Origin of the sequence: Acinetobacter sp. 479375 (assembly GCF_000581715.1) — a bacterium.
Taxonomy (GTDB): domain Bacteria; phylum Pseudomonadota; class Gammaproteobacteria; order Pseudomonadales; family Moraxellaceae; genus Acinetobacter; species Acinetobacter ursingii.
Genome location: NZ_JEZN01000005.1, coordinates 59,227 through 77,109, shown reverse-complemented (window position 1 = coordinate 77,109; position 17,883 = coordinate 59,227). Strand labels below are relative to the sequence as shown.

Here is a 17,883-nt window from a genome sequence, read left to right as displayed (position 1 = left end):
ATGCTTGGGTGTAACGGGTAAAGCCGTTCGAATATAACATTAGTTGGGCTTTACGCACAGTCAAAAACTATCAATTTGCTTAGAACTCACGGTTTTCAAAGCGGAATAAATTATTCACCCACACATTTGTGGGTTTTTAAAAACTCAGTACTCTTTTCAGGATTGAGCGGTTTAGAAAATAAAAAGCCCTGCAAAATATCGCATTTTTGTTGGTTCAAAAAGTCAGCCTGTTCTTGTGTTTCGACACCTTCAGCCACTAAAGTCAGGTTCATGGCTTTGCCCATGGCAATCATGGCGCTTACGATAGCTTCCTGTTTTGGATTTCCAATTTTAGAAATAAAACTACGATCAATTTTTAAAATATCAATTGGGTATTCGGTTAGATACGCCAAAGAAGAATAACCGGTTCCAAAGTCATCCAGCGAAATGAAAATTTCTCTTTGCTTAATTTCCTGTAACATTTCCTGAACGATTTCAGAGCTGTCCATGAGTGAAGACTCTGTAATCTCAAGTTCTAATTTTTTACCGTTAATTTGATAATACTGCATGGCATCATCCAGATCGTTGAGCAATTGACCGCGATGAATCTGCTGGGCGACGACATTGACTGAAACGCAAATATTTTTAAAACCTAAATCGTCCCAAATCCTGATTTGTTTAGCGGTTTCCATGATCACAAATCGACCAATATCAGAAATAAGGCTGGTTTCTTGCGCAATTGGAATAAAGAGGTCAGGCCCAATTAATCCACGTGTTGGATGATTCCAGCGCGCCAATGCTTCAAAGCCATAAACATCGTGGCTTTGTGCGCAGACTTTTGGCTGATAATAAACGACCAATTCATTATTTTTGATGGCATTACGAAGTTCACGTTCAATATTCACGCCTTGAGTTAATAATGCTGATTTTTCAGGTGAATAATAACAAACGGTATTGCCACCTAAACGTTTAGCATCATTTAAAGCTTGTTCAGCATGATTATTTAAACTGTCAATTTGACGACCGTGTTCAGGATAGTAGGCGACACCCATCGAAACAGTAACAACAATGTCATGACCTTGAACATGAAAAGGTTCAATAAAACTTTCAAAGATACGAGAACAATGTTGTTCGATAGAGGGGCGAATATGTGAAATCTCATAAAGAATAGCAAAGTCATCGCCATTTAAATGGGCGACCAACAGTGCTTCAGGTGTAGTTAAACGCAAACGTTGTGCGACTTTTTTTAATAACTCATCCCCACCATTATTGGTCAGAAACTCATTTAATGTTCTAAAACGGTCGATATTAAAACGAATGACTGCAAACTGTTTAATTGGATCTTTTTGACTCACTAAATACTGATGAAGCTGATAGTTATAATAAAAACGATTTGGCAGATCGGTGAGTGTGTCGTAATTTTCCAGATAAGATAAACGTTGTTCTTGGCGTTTTTTCTCAGTTTGATCAGAGACAATGCCGATATAATTAATAATTTGGTCATTGTCATTTTTAACAGCATTGATATGCGTCCAGATTGAGACTTCTTTGCCTGATAAAAAATTCTCGTTTAATTCACCATCAAATTCACCTTTTTGTAAGAGTTGCTTAGTGATATTGAGGTGCATGTTTTTTTGTTGGAATTTATCATTTTGGGTAATATCAAATAAATGCTTGCCCAATATTTCCTGTTTTTTAAATCCAGTGAGTTGCTCATAACAAGGATTGGCATCGACATAGCATAGATTTTCATCCAGAACGAATATGCCTTCGGCTGCCTGTTGAACGACACTAGCCGCAAGTTTGAGTCGATCCTGATCTTTTTTCTCTTGGCTGATATCGCGTCGAATACCTACCATTCGCAAAGGAATGTTACTTTGTGGATGGCGCAAAACCACCTGACCGACTTCCTGCACCCAGTACCAATGATCGTCATATTGAATCCGCATGATCACATCAAAACGTGATGTGTAGCCTCTTAAATGTCGATACAGTGCTCTTTTGACAAACAATAAATCATCAGGATGGATAATTTTTTCAAGATAACTTTGATGTGATTTCCAATCTTTGGTAATCCTATCTTGTTCTGGTGTGGTCAGTTCGATTTTACGGTGTTCAATATCCCAGTGCCACGGGCGAATTCCTGCAATTTCATGAGCTAATCTTAAATTTTGGGCGTTGTTTTCTAATCTTTCGTTCATCTTTTCAATATCATAAGTTCTTTCTTTGACTTTTTGCTCAAGGAGTTGATTATGCAGTTGCAATTGTAGTTCAATTTCTTTGGATTTATCCATTTCAACTTGTAGCTGTTGATAAAGTTCATCGGTCCATTTAACTTGCTCTTCGGCATTTAGTTTGAGTTCTTTATTTTTGAAAAATAAAATCGACATTCGCCGTTTATTACGATGAGACGCAAATGCACTAAAAACAAAAATGATTAAGATAAAGTTATATGCCACATAAAATAAAGAATAAGCTGTTTGTGGATGAGCAAACTGCGAAATAAACAGAGGCAAAATAGTAGGTAAAAAAACCAGAAAAAAAAGTCTGAGAGATTGAGTGAGATAAGTCAGACAAATAATCCCAGTAATCATGTATAAGACTGAACTTAAGGTTAATACATGAGCTGCTGTTAAGGGGGGATTAAGCGATGTCAAATTAAAATTGATTAATAAGATGCCTGTACCAATGACTACACCACTACCGAAGCAAATAAATTGCATCCAACGATTAGCGCTGTTGAGACCATAGTGATTTTCTTTAAAATAAAACTCAGAAATGCTCCAACAAATTATAAAAAATAAACTGCTAACAGCAATCCAGATATTAAAACACAAAGAAGAAACAGGACTATAAAATAAACGATATAACAAATAGTCAAAAATACAGAGTAAAAATAAATTAATGAGTAAGGCTTTACTCTGTCTGATCGAGCTTTTGAAATGAGCTGTATCGACATGATCGTACAATTCAGTTTCTTGTGGTTCAGACATATAAATATGTTCCGGTTAAATTTCACACAACAATTAAGTGAATACAAAAATAAAATCAGAATACTTTTTTAATGTTAATGAAGGTGTTTGTTAATGTCGTTTTACGTTGTCATACCTAACATGGAAAATCAATATTTGTTTCGACTAAATTAGTCGGCTTTTGACTAAAAATGATAGTTCAAAATTGAAAGCGCAACGACAGGTGCTGTTTCTGTACGTAAAACTCTTTCCCCAATACACCAGTTTAGAAAACCGTTTTCATTAGACTGTTGGATTTCTGCTTCGCTGAGCCCACCTTCTGGACCAATGAGCAGGGCAATCTCAGATAAACTATTAAGTAAAACATTTTCTTGGTCTTTGTTGGGTGCTAAAACAAAACGAGAAGATGGGAGTTCAGAAACTAACCATTCATCGAGAGAAATCGGAGCGAGAATTTTAGGAACACGGTTCATACCGCATTGTTCACACGCTGCGATTGCAACAGATTGCCAATGTTCAATTTTCTTTTGGTCACGCTCATATTTAAGTCGCATTTCACAGCGTTCGCTGGTTAACAGTTGAATCGTTGATACGCCAAGTTCGGTTGCTTTTTGAATCGCGTAATCCATGCGATCACCTTTACTCATCACTTGACCTAAAAGCACTTGAAATGGCGGAGTTCGATCAGTGGGATCAAAGTGATCAACAGAGACAAATGCATTTTTTTTATTAATTTCAGTGAGCGTTACAAGATATTCACCACCTTTTCCATTGAAAAAGATGGCTTGCTCTTGCTCTTTTGCACGAAGCACACGAACCCAATGATGAAATACTGACTCAGTTAACTCTATAGACTGATTGGTATCTAACTCTGTTTCAATATAAAAGCGATTCATAATTGGGTAAGGCTCGTACAAATTAGTTTAAACCGAGATCAACAACGAGTTGTCGAGTAGGTTCAGTTTGGTTCATTGAATAGAAGTGAAGTGTTGGGGCACCACCTGCGATTAAACGTTCGCAAAGTTTAACAATAACTTCATGACCAAAAGCTTTAATGCTTGCACTGTCATCGCCATAGGCTGCAAGTTGTTTGCGAATCCAGCGAGGAATTTCAGCGCCTGTACCGTCAGCAAAACGAATGAGGTTGCTGGCGTTGGTAATAGGCATAATCCCGGGTGCAATTGGAATCGTAATTCCTTCTTTTTCTAGGCGTTCAATAAAGTAGAAATAGGCATCTGGATTGAAGAAAAACTGGGTAATGCCTGCATTTGCACCTGCGTTAACTTTCTCGACAAAACGCTTGATGTCTGCATCAAATGTTTCGGCCTGCGGATGCATTTCGGGGTAAGCGGCGACTTCAATATGAAAATGATCGCCTGAATGCTCACGAATAAAACGTACTAGGTCTTGTGCATATGGGAGTTCACCCAGTCCAACTTGACCTGATGGTAAATCACCACGTAACGCGACGATACGATTAATACCTTGTGATTGATACAAGTCTAGGAGTTTAGCAATACGACCTTTATCATCGCCGATACAAGAAAGGTGAGGGGCGACCGCTGTGCCTTTACCATTAAAGTCATTGATGGCTGCTAAAGTGCGTTCACGCGTAGAACCACCCGCGCCATAAGTAATCGAAAAAAACTCAGGGTTGAGTAGTTGGAGTTCTTGGTGAACAATTTTTAACTTTTCTGCACCAGCGTCAGTTTTTGGCGGGAAAAATTCAAAAGAAATAGGAACACGTTTCGTCATTTCAAATCCTTTTTTATTTCTTTTCACCTCTCCTAAATCCTCTCCTGAGAGGAGAGGACTTTTTGATATTCATTCGGGTAATGAATATTCCCTCTCACTTAGGGAGAGGGTTAGGGAGAGGAAATTAAAACTTAGTATTTATAAGCGTCAGATTTGAATGGACCTTCAACAGGAACGCCTAAGTAATCTGCTTGTACTTGAGTCAATTGGGTTAATACACCGCCAAAGCCAAGTACCATTGCAGCAGCAACTTCTTCATCTAATTTCTTAGGAAGCACTTCGACACGAATCGCTGCTTGTTTTTGATCAGATGGTAAGTCAGCAAATTTTTCAGCAAATAAATGCATTTGACCTAATACTTGGTTTGCAAAAGAACCATCCATAACACGTGATGGGTGACCTGTTGCATTACCAAGATTGACTAGACGACCTTCAGAAAGCAGGATCAAGTAATTACTTTCATCTTCTGAACGATAAACTTGATGGACTTGCGGCTTGACTTCAACCCATTTGTAGCCACGTAAATAAGCGGTGTCAATTTCGGTATCAAAGTGGCCAATATTACAAACCACTGCACCTGCTTTTAAGCTATCTAACATTGTAGAATCACAGACGTGATAGTTACCTGTTGTGGTCACAACAAGATCAGTATTGCCTAACAAGTCTTGGTTGATGTCTTCTTTCTTACCTGTTTGCACACCATTTTTGTATGGAGATACAACTTCGTAACCATCCATGCAGGCTTGCATTGCACAAATCGGATCAACTTCAGTGACGCGAACGATCATGCCTTCCTGACGTAACGATTGAGCAGAACCTTTACCCACATCACCATAACCGATCACCAGCGCACGACGACCAGAAAGCAACATATCCGTTGCACGTTTAATCGCATCATTTAAAGAATGACGGCAACCGTATTTGTTGTCATTTTTAGATTTCGTGATCGAATCATTGACGTTGATTGCTGGAACTTTAAGTGAACCATCTTTCCACATTTCTAAAAGACGTTGTACACCTGTGGTGGTTTCTTCGGTAATGCCGTGAATTTTTTCTAAAAGTGCAGGGTATTTTTCATGAACAAGTGCAGTTAAATCACCGCCATCGTCCAAGATCATGTTGGCATCCCAAGGCTGACCATTCACATTGATCTGTTGTTCTAAACACCACACATATTCTTCTTCAGTTTCACCTTTCCAAGCGAAAACGGGAACACCACTTGCAGCGATTGCAGCGGCAGCATGGTCTTGAGTAGAGAAGATGTTACAAGATGTCCAGCGAACTTCAGCGCCAAGTTCAACCAAAGTTTCAATCAAAACCGCAGTCTGGATTGTCATGTGGATACAACCCAAGATTTTTGCGCCAGCAAGAGGTTTTGCTGCTGAATAACGTTTACGCAAACCGATCAAAGCTGGCATTTCTGCTTCGGCAAGTTTGATCTCTTTACGACCGTAGTCCGCTAGGGAAATATCAGCAACTTTATAATCTGTAAATGAAGCATTAACCGCGTTCATCACGATCTCCTTTTTTAAAAAACAAATATTGATCATTCAGTTCGCGGATGCCGTTATTCTGTGAAGCGTGATTAACTGAGTTTTCAGCTGCTTCAGACGTCGAGCCTAGCGATTTCACATGATTATTTTTAAAAATCAGCTTGTGAAAAAGTCGCAGCATCCCTCGACTGGTGGCGCTATTGTACTGATAAATTGTTACAGTGCCAACGCTGTTTTGTGTATGATTCGAATAAATGTAATACGAGTTCAACGTGATGGCGCTAGAAATTCCAGAGTCCTTAGTCAACCTTGAAGCCAACTGTGGCATTTTTGCACTGTGGATGTTATTTCAACATCATGGCGTTGAAATGGATATTTCGGAATTGATACAGGCTACTCAACATGATCAAGAATATGGCACATTTACCGTCGCTTTAGCGGTTGCATTAAAAAAATTTGGTTTTGATGTGTCTTTCTATACAGATCCAGATCCTTATATCGATGACAGTGAACGTTTGATTTATCAACAAGCCCAAGCTTTAAATATACCTATACTTTCGGCGCTCACTTATTCTGAAATTCAAGGGGCAATTGAAAATGGACAGATGGTCATTGTTTCTTATGACACTTTGGATGGTGTAGGCAATCAGTCCTTAGTTTATTCGATGGATGCACAGGAAATTTGTTTCTTTGATAGTTTTGATCCGATGCCAGTCTTTTTGTTTGAACAGCAACGTGATGCAGAGGGAATTTGTAGACAAGTAATTTTAATTAATGATCAAGGGCTAAAGTTAATGCAATCTACAAAATTCAGTTAGAAGAGACAAAAACAGAATTTTTGAAATATGGCATGTCAATCAAAAGCAATAGAATTTCTTTTAAGTTCCTTTTACTTTGCCTTAATGAATAAAAAAATAAAAGGATCAAATAATGCTAAAAGAAGTTTCATAATGTAGATAATTTAAATAAAGTAGAGAGATCATCATAATGATTAAAAAAATAACATGTCTTGGTTTGATTGGTATTTTTACTGTTCCTATTTTATATGCAAATGATTCAACGGGATATGTTGCAACAGGTGGAGTCGCTTATGTTAAAAATCCGAACATCAGTATGCAAAAAGAAAATCTATTTATCAGTAAAAAACAAATTCGTGTTGAATATGAGTTTAAAAATCTAACGCCTCATAATATTCAGGAAAACATTTTATTTCCTTTGCCTAAAGTTGGGAATTCACGTGAAAGTGATTTTGCTGATACAAATGCTTTTATTAACAGTTTTAAAGTAAAAGTCAATCAAAGACTTATCGATGCATCTGTGCATGTGCGAGCTTTTTTGCCCGCGTTGAACCAAAAAGGTGAGATAGATTGGACGAAAGATTCGATTGATGTGACTCAAGAATTAAAACAATGTGGCTTGAGCGATCAAGAGTTGATGAATCCGTGGACACAGAAAATCAGTGATGAGGTGTTAAATCAACGTATTTTCCGCTGCCAACAGCCTAAAGTACAAAAACTAATTAAACCCTATCATCCAGAGGATTCCATTTATTGGGAGGCACAAGTTATTTATAGCTGGCAACAAGTCTTTAAAGCCAATAGTGTGACGCATGTTGTGCATCAATATCGGCCTTTGGTCGGTGGTTCGGTCTATCTTGACGATGGAATAGCAAAAGATCACTGTGTCAACCAGAGCTTTAAAAATGCACTCAACAAAATGCCAAATAAAAATCCACCTTATATGGGATTGAGTTATATTTTAAAAACGGGAGCAAACTGGGCGAAATCGATTGGTAATTTTAACATGATCATTGAGCGAGATAAAAATGAATTGATTTCACTGTGCTGGAAAGGAAATATACAAAAAATAAATGCAACTCAATTTAAAATCTCAGAGAAAAATTTTAAACCGACAGAGGATGTAAATATTATTTTTGTACCATTATTGAGATAAGAATAATATTATTCACTTAACGTGAAAATTTTAAAAATAGAATAGACTTCTTTCATCATTGTTTAAACGCTGTTTATTTTTCTTCCATAGGAAAATAATAAGAACTTATGCAAGAAGCCTAATATATCTTTAAAATCACTTTATTGTAAAAATAGACTAAATCAATAGAATTTGAGAGACAGTCGGATCAAATACAAAGTTAATACAGAACTTGGCTAAAAATAGTGACGGATATGATCATACTAATAGGCTCATAAATAACATATTTCAGATAATAAATCCGAAGAGGAACTCATGAGTAAAATTACTTCAAAATTTGATAAGGTTCTCAATACATCACAATTTCATGGAAAGATGGTTCACGAGCCAGACTCGAGTACGGAAACTTATCAAAACTCAGCTGATATCACGACACCACCAGCCGACTATGTCGGTAATTATCAAAGAAATCGCGGTATTGGTTCTGACCAATATCAAAACAGTAAAATTTATATTGTTGGGAGTGGTATAGCAGGATTATCAGCAGCTTATTATTTCATTCGCGACGCACAAATACCCGCATCGAATATCATTTTCATAGAACAACTCCATGTTGATGGCGGTTCATTGGATGGTGCAGGTAATGCCCAAGATGGCTTCCTGATTCGTGGTGGTCGTGAGATGGAATTTGCCTATGAAAATATCTGGAACATTTTTCAGGACATTCCTGCATTAGAGTTGCCAGAACCTTTTAGTGTGCTGGATGAATATCGTTTACTCAATGATAATGATCCCAACTTTTCCAAAGCACGATTGATCCATCAACAAGGTCAGGTGCAGGATTTTAATAAGTTTGGTTTATCTAAGAAAGATCAACTTGCGATTGTCAAATTACTTCTCACCAAAAAAGAAGATCTGGACAATACCAGTATTGAAGAATATTTCAGTAGCGAGTTTTTAGCATCGAACTTTTGGACTTTATGGCGAACCATGTTTGCTTTTGAAAACTGGCATAGCCTACTCGAATGCAAACTTTATATGCATCGTTTTTTACATCAGCTTGATGGTTTTAAAGATATGACTGCGCTGGTATTTCCAAAATATAACCAGCACGATACCTTTGTTAAACCCTTAGGACAATACCTCAAGAAAAAGGGCGTTACTCTTCAGTTGAATACTTTGGTTAAAGATGTAGAGATTGAGCAAAAAGGACAGGAAAGCATCGCAAAATCATTATTAATAGAAAAAGATGGCAAAGAACAAAAAATTGATCTGACTGAAAATGATTTTGTGGTGATTACTACAGGTTCAATGACGGAAGATACGTCGTATGGTAACAATACGACTGCAGCAATCAGTAAAGTGGACAATAGCACGAGTGGTCAAAGTGCAGGCTGGTTACTCTGGAAAAACTTGGCAAAGAAATCTCCAGTATTTGGCAAACCTGAGAAGTTTTGTAGCAACATTGAAAAATCGTCTTGGTTGTCCGTTACTTTGACTTGTAAACCGTCAGCTTTTGTTGAAAAACTAAAAGAATACGCGGTTAATGATCCGTACTCTGGTAAAACGGTTACTGGAGGAATTATTACAATTACAGATTCAAACTGGTTGATGAGCTTTACCTGTAACCGTCAGCCGCATTTCCCTGACCAGCCCGATGATGTATTAGTGCTTTGGGTATATGCCTTATTTATGGATAAACAAGGCAACTATGTTAAAAAGACTATGCCAGAATGTACAGGTAATGAAATACTGGCAGAGTTGTGTTATCACTTGGGAATTGTTGATCAACTAGATAATATTATCGAAAACACCATCACCCGCATTTCCTTTATGCCATATATTACTTCAATGTTTATGCCACGTGCTCAAGGTGATCGTCCACGTGTAGTGCCTGAAGGATATAAAAATTTGGCAGTGGTAGGGCAGTTTGTAGAAACCAATAATGATGTCGTTTTTACTATTGAAAGTTCGGCTCGAACAGGACGTTTAGCAGTGTATAAACTTCTTAATATTGATAAACAAGTGCCAGATCTTTCGCCTTTGCAATATGACATTCGTCACCTAATTAAAGGTGCAAAAACCTTAAATGACGGTGGGCCATTTCCAGGTGAGCGTTTACTCAGACATGTGTTGAAAGGCACTTATTATGAACATATTTTGCCAAAAGATGCAGCGCAGCCTGAAACCGAATCATTTTTATCTGAACAGTTTGGACATTTTAAAGACTGGATCAGTTCTATAAAAGAAAAAGCGAAATAGGTCAGATAAAACAAGACCCTAATCAGGGTCTTGTTTTTTTTACAGGAGAAAAAGTTAATCAATATCTGGATGCTGTTTGGCGAGATGATCTCGTTTTTCCTGTAATTCTTCAATTTTTTGATCAATCTGCTCAATCTTCTGTTCTATATTTTCATGATATTGTTCCAGTAATTCTTCCGCCTCTTCGCAATCAGCTGCCATTGGCGTTGCACCTTTAAGGGGCAAGTTGGCTGTTTCTTTGAGGTAAAATGCAGTCATAATTCCAAATACTCCGCATAACATTAAATAGTAAGCTGGAACCATAATATTTTGCGTAGTTTCAACCAACGTGGCGGTAACGGTTGGTGTTAAACCTGCAATCACCACCGAAATATTAAATGCAATGGCAAGCGCACTATAACGGATTTCGGTAGGAAATAGGGCAGGCAAGGTGGATGCCATCACACCAATCAGCATATTGAGCGAAAGTGCCAAAATTAAAAGGCCTAGAAAAATTAAGTAGACATTATTGGTATCAAGTAAAAGAAAGGCAGGATAAGAAAATAAAACCAGTGCAATACTGCCTGCAAATATAAAAGGACGACGGCCAATTTTGTCACTAAACATCCCAACAAAGGGTTGAACAAAAAGCATTCCGACCATAACGGCAATAATGATCAATACCCCATGATCTTCTGAATAGCCTAAGTTATGCGAAAAATAACTGGGTAAATAAGTAAGCAGCATGTAATAGGTGACATTAGTACAAATGACCAGACCAACACAGACCAATAAACTACGCTTATGTTCGCTCAATATTTGCTTGAAACCAATTTTTTTAGGTTTTTTTGAATCTGATTGATTTTCAGTATGTGCTTGAAAAGTAGGGGTTTCATCAAGAGATTGACGTAAATACAGTCCTATTAAGCCCAAAGGTAAAGCCAGATAAAAGGGAATTCTCCAACCCCATTCCATAAAGGCAGTTTCACCCACAGAAAAACTGATTAAGGAAACAACCCCTGCACCCACCACGAAACCTAAGATTGAACCAAAATCGAGCCAACTTCCCATGAAGCCGCGTTTCCGATCGGGAGAATATTCGGCTACAAAAATGGCAGCCCCTGCGTACTCACCCCCAACCGAGAAACCTTGCGCAATTTTGACAATCAACAATAAGATCGGTGCCCAAATCCCAATACTTTCATAAGATGGAATCAAACCGATACCAAACGTACTTACAGACATGATAATAATGGTAATGGCTAAAACTTTTTGTCGTCCGTATTTATCACCTAAGCGACCAAAGAATATTCCTCCTAACGGTCTAAAAATAAAAGGAATAGAGAAAGTTGCAAGCGCAGCAATCATCTGCACACTAGGGGATGAATTGGGGAAAAATACTTTACCCAGTACATAGGCAACATAGCCATATACACCAAAATCGAACCATTCAATTGCATTACCAAGTGCGGCAGCCTTAATCGCTTTTTTGGTTTTTTCATAATCAACAATTTCAACATCATCTATTTCAAGAGGTTTTATTTTTCTTTTGGACATAGTGGCTTATTTCCTGAGTAATCACAATTTGATGTAGTTTTACGAGCTTTAGCAATTCAACTGCAATTTACGTTAACAATTCATAAAGATCATCTTTTCAATATCACGTTGGAAATACACAAAACCATAAGGGTTGTATGTGTATTTTTTAAAATGATTAAATATCAGAGAATTATAATTTTAGAATGATCTTTAAATTTATGTGTTGCGTGATGATGAAGGAAATGTATGTCTATGATGTAAATATGTAATTTGATGCGAAAGTTTAAATAATAGCGCTCAATTTTAGAAATATAAAAATAGGAATTATTCTAAAGCACCATAAATAGCAAAAAAGTGTCGCAATATGTCAGTTCTTTTTTTTTGTTGTAAATAAATATTCTTTAATTAAAATTTTTTTTAAAAAATTGGTATATATATACATTATTTTATGAATAAAATATGGTTAGAATCATGTGGTTGACGTACCGTTGGATAGGCGGCTTAGCAATAAGCAATTCGTTTTATCATTGAATAGAAAGCCCTAATGACCATGCCATATATTAAAACGGATGAAGCAATATTACTTGAACGCAGCAGGCGATATGCTCATCGTATTTTTTTAATGCGGCAAATGGGAACTATTCTGTGTTTTCTATCCATTTCTTCAGTTCTCCATTATTTAAATTACTCTTTATTTATATATATCTTACTGGGTATTAATGCTTTTGTTTGGCCTACAGTGGCTTATTTGTATACTAAAAGCAAACAAGATGCAGTGAAAACCACAAATATGAGTTTAGTGGTCGATGCTGCTTTAGGGGGGATTTGGGTTGCCGTGATGGGGCTTAGTCCTTTTCCATCATTAATTATGGTCGCGATTTTAATTTCAGATCGTTATGCCGCAGGCGGATGGGTCATTCTAAAACCCTCTCTGATTGCTATGCTAGTCAGTTGTTTGGTCATGTGGGTATTGTTAGGTTTTCATGTGAATGTCGATTTTGATAGTCGCATTGTCTGGTGTTCACTACCTTTAGCAACACTCTATATCATGTTTTTAAGCGTCTTAACCCGAAACCTTGCTGTGCAGTTAATCCATAAAAATCGCGAATTTGAGCGTATTGCCTTAATGGATCCGCGTTTACATATTCCTAACCGCCGTTTGTTTGAGCAGCGCCTTTCTTCAATTTTTATCCAGACTCAGAGAAATGGAACGCATGCACATTTGATGTTGCTAGATGTCGATGACTTTAAATATATTAACGACACTTATGGACATGAGGCAGGGGATTACTTTTTAGGCGAAATTTCCAGTATTTTAAGGCATTTTATTGGCCCTAAAGATACCCCAGCTCGTTTTGGTGGTGATGAACTTGCCGTTATTGTGGTAGATCGAAGCAACGATGAAATTTTAATACTTGCTGAAAATATTGCAGCATATATCAAGAATATCCGATTACAAAGTGATGAGCATTTTTCTGCAAGTATTAGCATCGGAATTGCATCTGTAGAGACTGCACAAACAGTCTCTGAATGGTTTGGTCTGGCCGATAAGGCGCTCTATTATGTCAAACGCAATGGCCGAGATGGAATCCAGATTTATTAGCAATAAACATATGTATTGGTAAAATCTGATTTAAGTTTGATTATTTTGATATTCCTGAATCACTTCTAAGGCTGCGCGAAATGCTTCTTGGGCTGGTGGCGCACCGCAATAAGGCAAACTATGCAACAGTGTTTCTTGTATTTCCTCAATGCTGCAACCATTATTTAATGCGCCGCGTACATGGCCTTTTAGTTCTGTAGGTGCTTTAAGTGCGGTTAACATGGCAAGGGTAATTAGTGAGCGATACTTACGAGGTAGTACACCTTCACGTTGCCATGTAGATCCCCAAGCATGTTCATTAATCCAGTTTTGCAAAGGGGCTGTGAACGGTACGGTATTGTCCTGAGCACGTTTAACAAATGATTCGCCCATCACTTCAGTTCGAACTTTTAAACCATTTTCATAATCTTGTTGTGACATCATCTTTCCTATAATTTGCAAAAAACAAAAGCGTCCGTAAACGCTTTTATCACATTATCAAAGTGGCTGAAAGACTCAATTAATCCAGAGTTGCTTCACCTGTAATAGGCATATGTGGATTTTCAAGCTCAAGATCATGATTGAGTTCCATGTCAAAAATATCAGTGAGCATACTGTCATAACGTTTAGCATTATAAACGATCAAACTTTGAGCCTCTGCTTCAGTTATAAAGTTCGTCGCAACAGCATCTGTAATATGCTCTTCAAAAGTTAAACCTTTAAACTGATCTTTAGATTCTGCTTTTTTGAATTTATGCCAAAGTGGTTCAATTTGTAATAGCATTTGAAATGCTGACTCCATACGACCTGTGACATCGTTAGCATCCTGAGAATAATACACATGTTTTTTCAGTTGCTCACGGAATGGATTTTCCTGCATGATCAGTTCTGCAACTTGTTGTTTGAGTTCATCGCTTGGTTTAGCAAGAGGTCGTCCAAGTGGGAAACAAACAAACTTAACCAGTGCTGCACCCAGCTTGATTGGGAAATTTTCAAACAAGCCATAAAATGCTTCTTGCACTTGATAAAGCGATTTCTCTAGGGCTAATTTTGCATGTAATTGCTCTGCTTCAGATTTGGCGCCGTTGGCATAAAATTTTAAAATAGAAGAGGCAATAAACAGATAAGCATGAATATCGGCTAAACGCCCAGATAACATTTCTTTGCGTTTGATATCACCTGCTAGTAAACCCAATGACATATCAGCGGTTAAAGCCAAGTTGGCACTGAGGCGGTTGATGATTTTATAATAAGGTTGAGTAAAATCATCTGAAATTACAGGTGCGTCATTTGAACCACCAGTAAAACCGTAGGCAAATGAACGTGCTCCACGATTGAAGGTATAACCTAGGTGTTTAAATAAAATTTCGTGAAATTGCTTGAGTGCGCTTGGTTTATCATCGGATTGCAATAATTGCAATTCTTCAAATAAATAAGGATGACAACGCATAGAACCTTGACCAAAAATCATCAATGAACGGGTCAGGATATTTGCACCTTCAACTGTGATTGCGACAGGAATTGCCTGATAAGACAGTGCTAAGAAGTTACGTGGTCCGAGCTGAATTGCACGTCCGCCAACCACGTCCATCCCATGATTCACGACTTTGCGCATCGTCTCGGTGGCATAATATTTGGCCATTGCAGTCATCACCGCAGGTGTGCCGCCTTGATTCAGTCCACAGGTGACCAAATAGCGAAATGACTCTAACATGTAAGCATCACTGGCGATGTCACTGGTCGCTTCCTGTACGCCTTCAAATTTACCGACAGGAAGTTTGAATTGTTCACGAACTTTGGCAAATGCACCCACAGTTAAATAAGACATTTCTCCAGCGGCAGTTGACAATGCAGGCAGAGAAATACCACGCCCCACACCTAAACATTCCATCAACATGCGCCAGCCTTTACCTGCATTTTTCGGGCCGCCAATAATGTAGTCAATTGGAATAAATACATCCCGACCTTCTACTGTTCCATTCATGAATGGAGAGCCTGGATAATGTCTTGGGCCAACCTCAACGCCTTCATGATTTGCAGGTATCAAGGCGCAAGTAATACCATATTCTGTTTTAGATGTATCACCAAGTAAACCATCAGGGTCATAAAGTTTAAAAGCTAAACCCACCACAGTTGCTATTGGAGCAAGGGTAATCCAACGTTTAGAAAAGTTCATGCGAAGGCCTAGGACTTCCTGACCTTCAAATTCGCCGTAACACACCACGCCTGTATCTGGAATTGCACCTGCATCAGAACCAGCTTCTGGACTAGTCAAACCAAAACATGGAATCTCAGTGCCAGCAGCTAAACCCGGCAAATAACGCTGCTTTTGTTCATCGGTACCGTAGTGCATGAGTAATTCACCGGGTCCCAAAGAATTGGGAACCATACAACTCACCGCTGTGGTCAGTGAGCGAGAGGCGATTTTACTCATGATGCGACTTTGTGCGAAAGAACTAAACTCTTTGCCGCCATAAGATTTTGGAATAATCAGGCTTAAAAAGCCTTTATCTTTAATAAACTGCCATACATGTTCAGGCAGGTCTTTGGTTTGATGATGAATTTCCCATTCATCTAACATGCTACATAACTGTTCAGCTTCGTTGTCAATAAAAGCTTGTTCTTCTTCTGATAACTGAGGAAATGGATACGCGTTAAAAGTATCCCAGTTGGGCGCTCCCATAAATAGCTCTTTTTCCCACCAGCTTGTACCTGCTTCAAGCGCTTCCTGCTCAGTGGTACTAATACTAGGCATAGAATTGCCTAAGCTACTAAATGCGGGTTTCGTAATCAAATTAAAACGGAGAGGATCAATTAAGACCACTAAACTGAGAAGGATTAGAGGGATACCTAATAATAGTGACCAAGCTGTAAAAATAAAGGCTGAAGCAATCGCCACAACAATAGTCACAATACTACCCACAGTTCTGGATAGGCTAAAATAGAAAACAGCCCAAATGGCAAAAAGCTGTACCAAAATAGCAACGATAAACAGGAAAAAAGTCATACTTACTCCTTGGGTAGTTGCATTTTATATCAAATCAATGCGTTAAAAGTGATGGAAAAGTTCTTAACTTTTTGACTTAAATCAATGATGTATCAGTATCTATACAAGAGAAATCTTTATAAAATGAATAGCTTAATTTCCCTGTTCTATTGATAAAGCTAAAAAGTTGTTATTTGTTCTTCTTATAAATAGTTTATTTTTTCTATTTTTCGCATAACAGTTAGGTTATTGATTTGTCACAAAAGGTTATTGAAAAATAAAATCTATATTTCAATATCTCCGTCTAATAAATGATTCAAAGTCACACAATTCAAAATACGTAAATTTTGTGATGTTTCAATTAAATTTAATGTGTGGTCTTATTTTTATAAATTCTTTTTATTTTTCCCTAGGGGAGAAAAGTAAAAAGGTTAAATAAGGATAAAGAAGTCTAATATAAAATCTTGCCCGTTACTGAAAAGTGAAATGGCGTAGATAAATTTTTATATATGAATTAGTGATGTTGGGTAGATTCTAAGACATGGAATTGTTATTTGTCTCTTTGAGGCTATGTTTTATCTTTGAAGTTAGGCACTTATTTTATCAAATAAGTGCCTAACATTTTTACTGAACTTTTTTGAAAATAAAGTCATTAATTTTATGACCTGATTCTAAACCACGACGTTCAAATTTAGTTTGAGGTCTCCAATCTGGACGTGGATAACTATTGCCTTTACCCGCCAGATTTTCAAGATTTTCTCTATGATCTAAAACTTCCAGCATCCACTCAGCATAAGGTTCCCAGTCAGTTGCGGCATGAAATGTACCGCCAATTTCAAGCTTTTGTTCCACCAGTTGCATACGTTCATGGATAACGAAACGACGTTTGAAATGGCGCTTTTTTTGCCACGGATCTGGGAAATAAAGCTGAACACAATTAATACTGTCATCTGGCATTTCACGAAGGACTTGAATCGCGTCGGCATCCAGTACCCGAAGATTTGTGAGTCCCGCCATACCTGCTTCATAGACGCATTGTGCAATACCCGGTACATGCACCTCAATACCCACATAATTACGTTCAGGATTGGCTTTAGCCATGAGAACTAATGAACGCCCCATTCCAAAACCGATTTCAACAGTCAATGGACGTTCAGGGTGCTCAAAATGCTGACGTAAATCCCCCACTGGATATTCCAAAATTAAATGCTGATATTGTTCTAATGCGGTACGTTGTGATGTATTTAAGGGCGCAGAACGGCGCATAAACGTCACAATTTCACGATGCTCAGGCAAATTATCCAGTTCAGTAATTTGCACTTCTAACTGATCAGTCGACATAATTTGGGTAGGACTCAAAAATCTGAATGCCGTATTTTAAAGGCTTAATAGTTGAAGTCAAAC

The 17,883-nt window shown here is 37.8% G+C and carries 12 protein-coding genes; 4 read left to right on the top strand and 8 right to left on the bottom strand.

Annotated features, from left to right (window positions below; genetic code table 11):
• Window positions 1-110: 110 nt before the first annotated feature.
• From J500_RS06125 to ahcY, 4 genes are all read right to left on the bottom strand, one after another.
• The gene (locus tag J500_RS06125) at window positions 111-2,972 is read right to left on the bottom strand and encodes a GGDEF domain-containing phosphodiesterase (protein WP_004998367.1); all 2,862 of its coding nucleotides are present in this window, start codon (window positions 2,970-2,972) and stop codon (window positions 111-113) included.
• A 164-nt stretch (window positions 2,973-3,136) separates the two neighbouring features.
• Complete coding sequence (locus J500_RS06120) at window positions 3,137-3,847, bottom strand: 16S rRNA (uracil(1498)-N(3))-methyltransferase (RefSeq protein WP_034698753.1); 711 nt, start codon at window positions 3,845-3,847, stop codon at window positions 3,137-3,139.
• A gap of 22 nt (window positions 3,848-3,869) precedes the next feature.
• Window positions 3,870-4,706 carry a methylenetetrahydrofolate reductase [NAD(P)H] gene (gene metF / locus J500_RS06115; protein WP_004988310.1) on the bottom strand — a complete coding sequence of 279 codons (837 nt, stop codon included), beginning with the start codon at window positions 4,704-4,706 and terminating at the stop codon, window positions 3,870-3,872.
• Between the two features lie 131 nt (window positions 4,707-4,837).
• On the bottom strand, window positions 4,838-6,220 hold the full coding sequence (ahcY, locus tag J500_RS06110) for an adenosylhomocysteinase (protein ID WP_004998360.1): 1,383 nt from the start codon (window positions 6,218-6,220) through the stop codon (window positions 4,838-4,840).
• A gap of 254 nt (window positions 6,221-6,474) precedes the next feature.
• Here ahcY and J500_RS06105 point away from each other — a divergent pair, with 254 nt between their 5' ends.
• From J500_RS06105 to J500_RS06095, 3 genes are all read left to right on the top strand, one after another.
• Entirely contained in the window at window positions 6,475-7,017 is a 543-nt protein-coding gene (locus J500_RS06105) for a cysteine peptidase family C39 domain-containing protein (protein ID WP_004998359.1), read from the top strand.
• Between the two features lie 169 nt (window positions 7,018-7,186).
• On the top strand, window positions 7,187-8,152 hold the full coding sequence (locus J500_RS06100; protein ID WP_004998357.1) for a DUF4424 family protein: 966 nt from the start codon (window positions 7,187-7,189) through the stop codon (window positions 8,150-8,152).
• A gap of 294 nt (window positions 8,153-8,446) precedes the next feature.
• Window positions 8,447-10,393: an oleate hydratase gene (locus J500_RS06095; protein ID WP_004998355.1), complete on the top strand. Its 1,947-nt coding sequence runs from the start codon at window positions 8,447-8,449 to the stop codon at window positions 10,391-10,393.
• Window positions 10,394-10,447: 54 nt separating this feature from the next.
• Here J500_RS06095 and proP read toward each other — a convergent pair whose 3' ends face one another.
• The gene (gene proP, locus J500_RS06090; protein WP_004998354.1) at window positions 10,448-11,929 is read right to left on the bottom strand and encodes a glycine betaine/L-proline transporter ProP; all 1,482 of its coding nucleotides are present in this window, start codon (window positions 11,927-11,929) and stop codon (window positions 10,448-10,450) included.
• Window positions 11,930-12,461: 532 nt separating this feature from the next.
• Here proP and J500_RS06085 point away from each other — a divergent pair.
• Window positions 12,462-13,514: a diguanylate cyclase gene (locus J500_RS06085; protein WP_004998350.1), complete on the top strand. Its 1,053-nt coding sequence runs from the start codon at window positions 12,462-12,464 to the stop codon at window positions 13,512-13,514.
• 30 nt (window positions 13,515-13,544) lie between these two features.
• Here J500_RS06085 and J500_RS06080 read toward each other — a convergent pair whose 3' ends face one another.
• The 3 genes from J500_RS06080 to trmB all read right to left on the bottom strand — a co-directional run bounded on the left by J500_RS06080 (window position 13,545) and on the right by trmB (window position 17,820).
• The gene (locus tag J500_RS06080; protein WP_004998348.1) at window positions 13,545-13,934 is read right to left on the bottom strand and encodes a carboxymuconolactone decarboxylase family protein; all 390 of its coding nucleotides are present in this window, start codon (window positions 13,932-13,934) and stop codon (window positions 13,545-13,547) included.
• Window positions 13,935-14,013: 79 nt separating this feature from the next.
• Window positions 14,014-16,500 (bottom strand): acyl-CoA dehydrogenase, encoded by a 2,487-nt coding sequence (locus J500_RS06075; RefSeq protein ID WP_004998347.1) that lies wholly within the window; start codon window positions 16,498-16,500, stop codon window positions 14,014-14,016.
• A 603-nt stretch (window positions 16,501-17,103) separates the two neighbouring features.
• Complete coding sequence (trmB, locus tag J500_RS06070) at window positions 17,104-17,820, bottom strand: tRNA (guanosine(46)-N7)-methyltransferase TrmB (RefSeq protein ID WP_004998345.1); 717 nt, start codon at window positions 17,818-17,820, stop codon at window positions 17,104-17,106.
• Window positions 17,821-17,883: the final 63 nt, after the last annotated feature.